This is a genomic window from Proteus sp. G4380 (genome assembly GCF_963885725.1).
Lineage (GTDB): Bacteria > Pseudomonadota > Gammaproteobacteria > Enterobacterales > Enterobacteriaceae > Proteus > Proteus mirabilis.
Genome location: NZ_CAWPAV010000084.1, coordinates 23,592 through 34,812, shown reverse-complemented (window position 1 = coordinate 34,812; position 11,221 = coordinate 23,592). Strand labels below are relative to the sequence as shown.

General features: G+C 39.8%; 10 protein-coding genes. 4 read left to right on the top strand and 6 right to left on the bottom strand.

The window, feature by feature from the left end; all coding sequences use genetic code 11:
- The first annotated feature begins 25 nt into the window (after positions 1-25).
- The 3 genes from AACU98_RS06915 to caiF all read left to right on the top strand — a co-directional run bounded on the left by AACU98_RS06915 (position 26) and on the right by caiF (position 2,673).
- The gene (locus AACU98_RS06915; protein ID WP_004245800.1) at positions 26-637 is read left to right on the top strand and encodes a lytic polysaccharide monooxygenase; all 612 of its coding nucleotides are present in this window, start codon (positions 26-28) and stop codon (positions 635-637) included.
- Between the two features lie 262 nt (positions 638-899).
- Complete coding sequence (gene fsa / locus AACU98_RS06910; RefSeq protein ID WP_161735739.1) at positions 900-1,562, top strand: fructose-6-phosphate aldolase; 663 nt, start codon at positions 900-902, stop codon at positions 1,560-1,562.
- A 718-nt stretch (positions 1,563-2,280) separates the two neighbouring features.
- A complete protein-coding gene (gene caiF / locus AACU98_RS06905) occupies positions 2,281-2,673 on the top strand; it encodes a carnitine metabolism transcriptional regulator CaiF (RefSeq protein WP_004250151.1) in 393 nt (130 codons plus the stop codon).
- Positions 2,674-2,736: 63 nt separating this feature from the next.
- On the opposite strand, the gene caiE is transcribed toward caiF, so the two are convergent.
- The 6 genes from caiE to caiT all read right to left on the bottom strand — a co-directional run bounded on the left by caiE (position 2,737) and on the right by caiT (position 9,844).
- Complete coding sequence (caiE, locus tag AACU98_RS06900; RefSeq protein ID WP_161735737.1) at positions 2,737-3,330, bottom strand: carnitine operon protein CaiE; 594 nt, start codon at positions 3,328-3,330, stop codon at positions 2,737-2,739.
- 39 nt (positions 3,331-3,369) lie between these two features.
- The gene (gene caiD / locus AACU98_RS06895) at positions 3,370-4,155 is read right to left on the bottom strand and encodes a crotonobetainyl-CoA hydratase (protein WP_012368456.1); all 786 of its coding nucleotides are present in this window, start codon (positions 4,153-4,155) and stop codon (positions 3,370-3,372) included.
- A 65-nt stretch (positions 4,156-4,220) separates the two neighbouring features.
- Entirely contained in the window at positions 4,221-5,777 is a 1,557-nt protein-coding gene (gene caiC / locus AACU98_RS06890; RefSeq protein ID WP_161735735.1) for a crotonobetaine/carnitine-CoA ligase, read from the bottom strand.
- Positions 5,778-5,854: 77 nt separating this feature from the next.
- Entirely contained in the window at positions 5,855-7,075 is a 1,221-nt protein-coding gene (gene caiB, locus AACU98_RS06885) for an L-carnitine CoA-transferase (protein ID WP_004245794.1), read from the bottom strand.
- Positions 7,076-7,144: 69 nt separating this feature from the next.
- Positions 7,145-8,287, bottom strand: coding sequence for a crotonobetainyl-CoA dehydrogenase (gene caiA, locus AACU98_RS06880; RefSeq protein ID WP_004245793.1), 1,143 nt, complete (start codon positions 8,285-8,287; stop codon positions 7,145-7,147).
- A 42-nt stretch (positions 8,288-8,329) separates the two neighbouring features.
- Positions 8,330-9,844: an L-carnitine/gamma-butyrobetaine antiporter gene (gene caiT, locus AACU98_RS06875; RefSeq protein WP_004245792.1), complete on the bottom strand. Its 1,515-nt coding sequence runs from the start codon at positions 9,842-9,844 to the stop codon at positions 8,330-8,332.
- A 598-nt stretch (positions 9,845-10,442) separates the two neighbouring features.
- Between caiT and AACU98_RS06870 the strand changes: the two genes are divergently transcribed.
- Positions 10,443-11,216 (top strand): electron transfer flavoprotein FixA, encoded by a 774-nt coding sequence (locus AACU98_RS06870; protein ID WP_004249233.1) that lies wholly within the window; start codon positions 10,443-10,445, stop codon positions 11,214-11,216.
- Positions 11,217-11,221: the final 5 nt, after the last annotated feature.

Genomic DNA, 11,221 nt, shown 5'->3' with positions numbered 1-11,221 from the left:
ATTTAATTATTATTGAGGATTTATTATGAAGAAAAATAAACTTATGCTATTTACTGCAACATTATTATTATCATCTGCAGGTATTATTTCAACAGCATCAGCTGAGGTGACATTAAAGCATGGCTATATTGATATTCCACCCAGCAGAGCTTTTCTTTGTTCATCCAAAGGGGGGAATTTAAATAAAAATTGTGGTCCGATACAGTATGAACCGCAATCCATTGAAGGGGATAAAGGATTCCCTAAAGGTGGTCCTGCAGATGGTGAAATTGCCAGTGGTGGAAAGGCAACTTTTTCTGCTTTAAATGCACAAAGTGCAGATCGCTGGCATAAAGTGGCAATGAAAAGTGGCGAAAATACTTTTAAGTGGACATTAACTGCAAAACATAGCACTGAATCATGGCGCTTCTTTATTACAAAACCAGGGTGGGATGTTAATAAACCATTGACCCGTGCTGATTTTGATTTAACACCTTTTTGCCAACGAAATGATAATGGGAAAATACCCACAGAAACCGTAACATTAAATTGTAATATACCAGAACGTTCTGGTTATCAAATTATTTTAGGTGTTTGGGATATTGCTGATACGGGTAATGCTTTTTATCAAGTTATTGATGCTGAATTTAAAAAATAACTCGCTATATTTTATTTAAATAATTATTTTAGTCATGCTATTAATCTTAATACTATTAAGATCGAGGCTATACTTAATAGCAAAAAATTATATTAATGATAAGGATTAAATAAATATAACGGTTATTTTTTGTTTAATTGTTAGCGCCGTGAAAATGGCGCTATTTTCATCTGTTCTACTAGAAATTCTTCGCTCACAATGCTACTTTCTAATCTATACCTATAATTATTTAGCTTAAAACCAACATCATTGAGGCGCGATTATGGAAATCTATTTAGATACCGCAGATATTGAAGAAGTGAGAAAACTTTCACAAGTGCTTCCTATTGCTGGTGTCACTACCAATCCTTCTATTATTGCTCAATCAGCGCAGCCCATTGAAACGCTATTACCTGAATTAAAAGCCGCTATGGGCGGTAAGGGGCGGGTATTTGCGCAGGTAATTGCCCGTGATATCGATACCATGATTGAAGAAGCATTGCGCATTGGTAATATTGCCGATAATACTGTGATTAAAATTCCCGTCACTGAAGCTGGCTTGGTTGCTATTAAACAATTAAAGCAAAAAAATATGTTGGTATTGGGGACTGCTATTTACAGTGTGTCTCAAGGGTTGATGGCGGCGTTAGCAGGGGCTGATTATATCGCTCCTTATGTGCATCGTATGGATAGACAAGGCTCTGATGGTGTGAGAGTAGTAAGAGAGTTGCAAACGCTGATTTCCATGCATAATTTACCCACTAAAATACTGGCAGCTAGTTTTAAAACACCACGCCAAGTGATTGATTGTCTGTTGTCTGGCGCTTCGGCTGTAACACTTCCGATAGAGCTTGCCTACTCTATTATCCGTTCACCCGTAGTCGATGATGCGATTAATAAATTTACTGATGATTGGTCATTAGCCTTTAATCGCCAATCATTGTAATGATTTTATTGTGTTTGTTATTTGGCGCTATTTAATGTTAATGGCGCCAATAAAATAATAATCATAGGTAAAATAAATATTATTCTTATTCAATTTTTCTGTCTATATTAAATAAAAACTCTACTGATGAATTAGACTATTTAAAAAGAATAGAATGCTGAGCATTGTACTATATTGTAGAAATATTATCTGATTAAATTGCGCAATAATAATTTATTATATCGATTTGTGTTTTTAAAGTAAGATTATTCTCTGCTAAATTATCGTATACGCGGACAAGGTGTAATTTAATCAATTATTGATTTATATCTAACAATAAGTTGCCTTTGTGGTAATCTAAAAATAAATCTATTACTATAACCTTAGCATTTTAATGGATTAATAATATAATATTTTTATGCTATTTTGTTGTTTATAAACACTTTTATCATGTTCTTTTATTCTTTTTGTCCGTTCTTACTGTAAACTCAGTAAGTTGATTTTATTTATTTTTATTAGTGTTATTTTATATTTAATAACAACAAAATAAATTGTAATTAATGTGTTAATTAAAGAGTTTGGTTGTTAATGATATACAAAATATTATTTATTTTTAAATAACTAACTGAATGAATTAACAGGGAAAGCCGATACTCCGCGGTTAAATAAAATTAACATATAGTTATTATCTTTATTTAGAGATAAATAAACTTTGATTTGTAATATTGTTGGAGTAAATATGTGTGAAGAAGACATAAATAAACCACTCTATTTGTTAATTGCAGACTGGGTTCAAGAGCAACAACGCTGGGTGAGTGCGAAAGAGATCGCTAAAAATTTTGATATCCCCCAATGTAATGCGATTAATATCGTTTCTTATATTCTTTCTGATGTAAAAGAGATTGAGTGTGAAACCAAAAGCGTTCCTAATCAATTGGAAGGAAGAGGGTGCCAATGCCAACGGATGATCAAAGTCAGTCATATTGATCCTGCTCTTTACTCTCGTTTAAAAGGTCATACGCAAAGTAAAAGTCGTTTAAGCGCCCCAGAGAAATTAGCAGCTATGATCCCTCATGGGCTGAATCACCAACAAAAATGGCAATGGATGTTGTCAAAATCACAACGGCGTTAATTGATAGCCGAGTGTTAAAATAAAGCAATACGACAGGCGTTTGTTGTGCCTGTCGCTGTTGGCTTATTGACCTTTAGGTTTTACCTCTGTCGTGCCCCTTAAACGAGGACGATTAGCTTCAGGGGCTGTTAATGGTGTCGTTTCTACTAAGCTTTGACGACAACGAACAGTGAGATCTTGATATTCACGAGTATTCATACGTTTCCACTGCATATCTTGCTCGCTAATATCACGTACATGTTTTGCTGGGCTTCCCATTAACATTTGTCGCGCCTGTCCTTGAAAGCCCGCTTTCACAAAGCTCATGGCGGCAACAATACTTTCCTCACCAATGATCGCACCATCCATAATCACGCTATTCATACCGACTAGGCTATCACGACCGATAATACAACTGTGAAGAATAGCACCATGACCAATATGACCATTTTCTTGCACAATGGTATCCATATCCGTATAGCCATGCATAACACAGCCATCTTGAAGATTTGCGCCTGCTTCAACAATTAAACGGCCATAATCACCCCGTAATGAAGCCAAAGGGCCAATATAAACACCAGCACCAATAATGACATCGCCAATTAGTACTGCTGATGGGTGAATGTAAGCTGTTGGATGAACAACAGGAATAACACCTTCAAATGCATAGATACTCATCAGTTTTCCTCTTAGTTGTATTATCAATTCAAGTGATAATTATCGTCCTTTCCATTCAGGTGAGCGTTTTTCGGCAAAGGCTAGCGGGCCTTCGAGTGCATCTTCTGAATGTAAAACACGTGGGTAATATTTTAGAACACCACTGCGCATTAATTTGTAGCCTTCTTCAATCGAAAGCTCGCTAGTGGCACGGTAGATCTCTTTTAATGCAGCGACTGCAAGTGGCGCACTGTTGGCGATTTGATCGGCTAATTCACGGGCGCTATCCATCAGTTCAGTCGCACTGACAACGCGGTTAGCAATGCCCCAGCGTAGCGCCTCTTGTGCATTCATACGACGGCCAGTCATGAGCATTTCATTGACAATTGCAGGAGGTAAGCGTTTAGGTAAACGTAAAACACCGCCACTGTCAGGAACAATACCTAATTGTGCTTCTGGCAAGGCAAAAGAAGCATTGTCTGAACAAATTATCATGTCGGCTGCCAGTGCTAATTCAAAGCCACCCCCAAAAGCATAGCCGTTAATGGCAGCAATGACAGGTTTATTAAGATCAAATAATTCCGTTAAGCCCGCAAAGCCACCAGCACCAAAGTCTGCATCAGGGGCTTCTCCTTCAGCTGCGGCTTTCAAATCCCAACCGGCACAAAAGAATCGTTCGCCAGCACCTGTAATAATGGCAACGCGTAAACTAGGATCATCACGAAAACGCATAAATACCTCACCCATTTCATGACTGGTTTTGGCATCAATTGCATTGGCTTTCGGTCTATCTAATATAATTTCAAGCACTGAACCACGTGTTGTTAGATGTAATGATTGGCTCATGTCATATTCCTTTTTCAATAAAAATAAGCAGTTATAATTAACTGTCACGAAAACCCACTTATGGCTTATTGCAAATGCTTTTTGATCACTTTGCCCGAGCAATTACGTGGTAACCCCTGTTTAAACTCAACGGCGGAAGGCACTTTAAATTTCGCCATATTCTGTTCACAAAAGGCGAAAAAGGCTTCTTCACTTAACGTTTCACCGTCAACCAGTACCACAAAGGCTTTAATGGCTTCATCGCGAATATCATCAGGTACACCAATTACTGCTACATCTTGGATTTTAGGATGTGATGCGATGATATTTTCAATTTCAATACAAGAGACGTTTTCACCACCGCGTTTGATCATGTTGCAACTGCGATCAACAAAATAGAAAAAGCCTTCGTCATCTTGATAACCATAGTCACCCGTGTGTAACCAGCCATCAGGCTCTAGCGCTTTTTCTGTTGCATCGGGGCGATTGTAATACTCTTTAAATAAGGTTTTTCCCGCTTCACCTTTGACGCAGATCTCACCGACTACACCGTTAGGAACTTGTTGATTTTGTTTGTCGCGAATTTGCGCTTGATAACAAAATCCCGGTCTACCAATAGATGGCCAGCGGCGTTTATCGCCAGGTCTGTCACCGATTAAGCCAACAATGGTTTCTGTCATGCCGTAAGAGGTGAGTAATCGCACATTAAATCGTTCAATAAAGGCGTCTTTCTCTTCATCTGCAAGATTGAGGTAAAACATCACTTCGCGCAGTTTATGTTGCTTTTCATCTGGTGAGATTGGTTGTGCCATTAAGGTGCGCATCATCATAGGTATGCATTCTGTTACCGTTGCTTGGTATTTGAGAATTTGCTTCCAGAAGGCTCTTGCACTGTATTTTTCCAGTAGTACAAATGTGGCACCGACAGAAAAAGCAGGAAGTGATGCGGTACACTGACAATCGATATGAAAAGCAGGCATGACGGTAAGATAGATATCATCTTCCCGTAAGGCGTTCTGCCATGAGGAGTAGTAGCCAGCAAAACGTAAATTATAATGCGTAATAACTACTCCTTTGGGTTGTGAAGTAGTTCCTGAGGTAAAAAGGATTTCAGCCGTGTCATCCACACTTAATGGGGTGTGATGATTAAGTGTAACGGGATGCTTGGCTTTTTCACTTAAAAAATCAACAACCCCTTGTTCAGTAGGGAGACAGTTTTCTGTTATTAAAAACAGTTGCGTTAAAGGAGAGTGCTTATCGTGCAACATCGGTTGGTAAATTGGAGAGAAATTATCACTTGTTACCACAAAGTGTGCTTGGCAATGGTTAATGATCCAAGCACTCTCTTCATACATAAAGCGGGCATTAATGGGCACCATAATAGCGCCAATTTTTGCCAGTCCAAACCAGCAAAAGAAAAATTCTGGGCAGTTATCAAGATGTAAGGCAACATGGTCGCCTTTTTTTATACCACAGGCATGAAAAAGATTTGCGGCTCTGTTGATCTCTTCATTTAATTCACTGTAGCTAAATTGTCTGACTTTCCCTTGTGCAGATTCAAAAATTAGCGCTGTTTTTTTATCATAAACTTCAGCTAAATCATCCCACATTTGCCGTAAGTGTTGTCTGCCAATCACATCCATTAAACTGTTATCCCATGCTTTTGCCGTAAGCTCAGGTATTGTGGGATAGTGCCACTTGTACCTGAGTCTAACGGTATTTACTCTACGATTTTAGCTAGCCCTTTATCGACTAGCTCCCTAATTTGTTCGTCGCTATAACCGATATTTTTCAAAATCGCATTGGTATCCATGCCGTGAGCAGGCATACCACGCCAGATTTTTCCTGGATTATTTTTGAATTTCGGCATGATATTTGGTCCCTTACAGGTTTCACCACTCATCGTTTTCCATTGAGTAATTGACTCTCGAGCCACGTATTGTGGATTGCCTTCTAATTCAGGAATGGTTAACACTTTTGCACTGGCAATATTGAGTTCAGATAGGCGTTTTAGTACGGCGGTAATAGGCTGGTTGGCTAGCCATTCATCTAATTTATCTTCAAAGAGTTGACCATGAGGGCAATTAATACGGTGGATCAGTTGTGTCCCTTTGGGGACTTCAGGAGTACCTAATAGATGAGCAAGACCAATATCTTTAAAAATTTCTTCAATTTGAGTGATGCCGACCACTTCCATCACGATATAACCATCTTGGCAACGGTATAAGCCACAGCCGGCATAGTATGGATCTTTGCCTTTGGTCATTCGTGGACAGATTTCTCCGCCATTAAAATAGTCCATCATGAAGTATTGCCCCATTCGCAACATCACTTCATACATTGCAATATCAATACTTTCCCCTTTGCCCGTTTGTTGCACTTTGTACAGTGCCGCTAATGCTGAGGTGGTTGCCGTCATACCAGAGAAATAGTCAGCGGTATAAGGAAAAGCGGGCATAGGTTGGTCTTTATCGCCGTTTTGAATGAGATAGCCACTAAATGCTTGAGCAATAGTGTTGTAGGCTGGAAGGTTGGTATATTGCGGATCGCCATATTGACCAAAGCCGGATAAGTGCGCGATAACCAATTTAGGGTTATGCTCCCATAAAACCTCATCGGTAATACCGCGACGGGCAAAGGCAGGACCTTTGCTGGCTTCGATAAAAATATCCGTGGTTTCCATTAATTTTAGGAAAGCATCACGGCCTTCGTCTTTGAAAATATTTAACGATAAAGCATGTAGATTGCGACGGGAAAGCTGTGGATAATGGGGTTGAACACGAATGGTATCCGCCCATGCAACGTTTTCAATCCAAATGACCTCTGCACCCCACTCTGCAAACATCTGTCCTGCAAATGGCCCGGCAATCTCAATACCTGAAAACACCACACGAACTCCAGCTAGTGGCCCAAATTGTGGCATGGGTAAATGTTCTGTCATAATGTCACCTCGTCAGTGGACTGTTTGAACACTCCCTCACTCGATGTTAAGAGAGTGCTCTGCGATTAATTAACGATACTGTTTGAGTACAGCGCGTCCTAATGTCAGGATCTGCATTTCATCAGAGCCACCAGATACACGGTCAACGCGTAGATCACGCCAAAAACGTGCAATACGGTGTTCACCTGCGATCCCCACACCACCCAGCACTTGCATCGCACTATCAACCACTTCAAAGGCTGCATTCGCACAGAAGTATTTACACATTGCAGCATCACCGGAGGTAATTAAGCCATTGTCACTTTTCCATGCAGTTTCATATAACATGTTGCGCATTGAATTGAGTTTGATCGCCATATGGGCGAATTTTTCTTGAATAAGTTGGAAGCGACCGATAGTCTCACCAAATTGAACCCGTTGGTTGGCGTAGCGCGCCGCATCTTCAAACGCACACATGGCGGTACCATAGTTAGTCAGTGCCACTAAGAAACGCTCATGATCAAACTCTTCTTTCACACGGTTAAAGCCGTTACCTTCGCGACCAAACATATCTTTTTCTTCAAGTTCAACGTTGTCGAAGGTGATTTCACAGCAGCTATCCATACGTAAACCCAGTTTTTCTAACTTAGTGACTTTAATGCCGGGTTTACTCATATCGACAAACCATTCGGTAAAGATGGGTTTATCAGGGGAAGCCGCATCACGACTCATCACGACGATATAAGGGGTATAAGCACTACTGGTGATAAAGCATTTGCTACCGTTGAGATAAACTTTGCCATTTTTACGGGTATAAGTGGTTTGTAAGCTACCCACATCAGAGCCGGCTCCTGGTTCAGTGATCGCTGAGTTCCACATCTGTTTGCCTGTACCACGAAACGCCATGATTTTGTCGATTTGTTCTTGAGTTCCTTCACGCAATACGGTGTTAAATCCCCCCGGTAATTGATAGAGCACATAGGTTGGCGCGCCTAAACGACCTAATTCCATCCAAATTGCGGCAACAGTAACAAATCCGGCATTTAAACCACCGTGCTCTTCAGGGATAAGCAGATTGTCAATTTCCATATCCGCTAAGGCCTTAACAAAACGCTCTGGGTATTTACTTTCGCGATCACACTGTGCGAAATAAGCTTCCCAGTTTTCACTGGCCATTAATTCGCGGACACCGTCAACAAACAGTTCCTGCTCATCATTCAATCTAAAATCCATGTTAATAACCTCTTAATGTGTCATTTTTTGCGTATAGGGAGATCAATCTTTCCAGTGCACTTTGGCATCTTTTATAAAGGACAAGGTGACCATGATATTGACGAAAAATAGTGGGCATCCTCCGGCAATAATGGCGGTTTGGATCGGTTTTAAGCCGCCTAATGCTAGTAAAATAATGCCGATAATACCGACTAATACAGACCAGCCGATGCGTACCAATAATGGTGGTTCAGCCCCTTCTTTCATGGAGCGACAAGTTGACATTGCTAGTGTGTAAGAGCAGGCATTGATTAAAGTGACGGTGGCGATAAAGCAGAGAATAAAGAAGCCCCACATGGTTGCTGTACTGAGGGGTAAGGCGGCCCATGTTTCGATAATGGCGCGTGGTACACCATATTGATCAATCAGTTGCGGAATATTAAGGATATTTTGGTCAATCAGTTGTAAAGTGTTACCCCCCAGAATAGTCCAAATCAGCCAAGTTCCTGCGGTTAAACCTGATACCATTCCTAAACATAATTCACGAACAGTACGACCTTTAGAAATACGCGCTAAGAAGATACTCATTTGAATGGCGTAAATAACCCACCAAGCCCAATAGAAGACAGTCCAAGCCTGAGGAAAACCCCCTTTACCAATAGGATCGGTGTAAAACAACATACGTGGCATATACATCAGCAATGTACCCACAGAATCTGTGAAGTAATTGACAATAAAGCTGGCACCACCCACGATAAATACCCAACCTAACATTAAGAAGCTCAGGTAAGTACGCACATCACTGGCGATTTTTACCCCTTTTTGTAGACCAAATGCCACACAAATAGCGTTGAGTAAGATCCAGCAAGAAATAATAATGGCATCTAATTGTAGAGTGTGAGGAATACCAAATAAGTATTGAATACATTCAGTTACCAAAGGCGTTGCAAGCCCAAGGCTGGTGCCCATTGCTAGGATCAAAGCGACTAAATAGAAATTGTCGACGACAGTACCAAATAAACCATTAACGTGTTTTTCACCCACTAATGGCGTTAAAGTGCTACTTGGGCGGATCACTTCCATTTTGCGTACAAAAAAGAAGTAAGCGAAGGCGACAGACAGGAAACTATAGGTTGCCCAAGGTAGCGGGCCCCAGTGGAATAAGCTGTAAGCTAACCCTATCTCTTTGGCTGGCGCGGAGTAACCTTCCATACCGAAAGGAGGACTTGAAATGTAGTAGTATATTTCAATTGAGCCCCAAAACAGCACAGCCGCTGATGTACAAGAAGCAAACATCATAAAGATCCAGCTTGCCGTACTAAATTCTGGTTTCTCATCGCCCAGGCGTTTTTTGGCATAACGTCCAAAAACCAACCAGAACCAGCCCCCAAACATGATCACCATATACCATTCGAAGGCCCAACCCCAGACATTGGTAACATAGCTGAAAACGGCATTGATCACTTCATTTGAAGCATCAAGATCGCGTACCGTTAACCAGCATAAAATACCAACAATGATTAATGGCGGAAAAAAAACCTTCGGTTCTATTCCTGCCTTTTTATTATCTTTGCTCATAGGTAAATTTTCCAAATATATTTAGCGCAGAAGTTTAATAAGTGTTAATTCCTAATTTCGAATAAACTCTTTTAGTTAGATCCTATATATTCCATTAATTGGTTTTTATCATAATCAAAAAACAAGCCGATTGGCTAATTTATAAAATCATTAATGAAGAAGAATAATGGATATTATTAATGTTCCATTCTGTTATTCACTTCACACTATTCTTTTTGTCGATTTTATGTTACGTTTTATAACCTTTTATTTTCATTTTAATTGATTGATAAATAAGGATATATTTAGGTTTGTAATAAATGTGTTATATCCGCTCTTTCAATATTGTTGATCTTTGTGGCAATATTGAATATTAAATAACTCATTTCTTATTATGTTCAATATTGTTGATCCAGATAACAATATTGAAAGTTAATTACTTTAATTAAATTTAATTTCAATATTGGTGATGTATTTAGCAATATTGAACGCTATCCATCTCTTATTTAATAATCTTCAATATTGGTGATCTGGATTTAATTTCTTAATCATTTAATTGTGTTAATTGTATATTACATTGCCAGAGTAAATGACATATTTATTAATTTCAGGAGATGTAATGAAGATTATTACATGTTACAAGAGTGTTCCCGATGAGCAGGATATTGTGGTCAATAATGCCGATGGTTCACTCGATTTTTCGCGCGCCAATAACAAAATTAGCCAATATGATTTAAATGCGATTGAAGCGGCGAATCAGTTAAAAACACAACTTGATGGTATTCAAATTACGGCAATGAGCGTAGGTGGTAACGCGCTGACTAACGCTAAAGCACGTAAAGATGTGTTATCTCGTGGTGCTGATGATCTCGTGGTGGTGGTCGATGAGCAATTGGAAGCTTCTCTTCCTTATCAAACGGCGACAGTGCTTGCAGCAGCTGCAACTAAGCAGGGGTACGATCTTATCTTATGTGGTGATGGCTCGGCAGATCTAAGTTCCCAACAAGTGAGTTTGCTGGTGGGGGAGATCTTGAATATTCCTGCCATTAATGGGGTTAATAAAATTGTTTCTATTACAACTGATTCCATCACCGTTGAACGCGAATTAGAAAACGAAATTGAAACGCTTACTATCACCTTACCTGCGGTGATTGCCGTTTCTACCGATATCAACTCTCCGCAAATTCCATCTATGAAAGCCATTTTAGGTGCCGCTAAAAAGCCGGTTCAACAATGGAGTGTGGCCGATCTTGGTTTAGAGCCCATAACACCACGTTCAGAGCAAACCGTGTTAGCACCGAAACAAAAAGTACGTCAGCGCATCATTATTGAAGGTGATGGCGATGATCAAATTGCTGAATTTGCAGAATATTTACGAAAAATTATTAAGTAATAGGG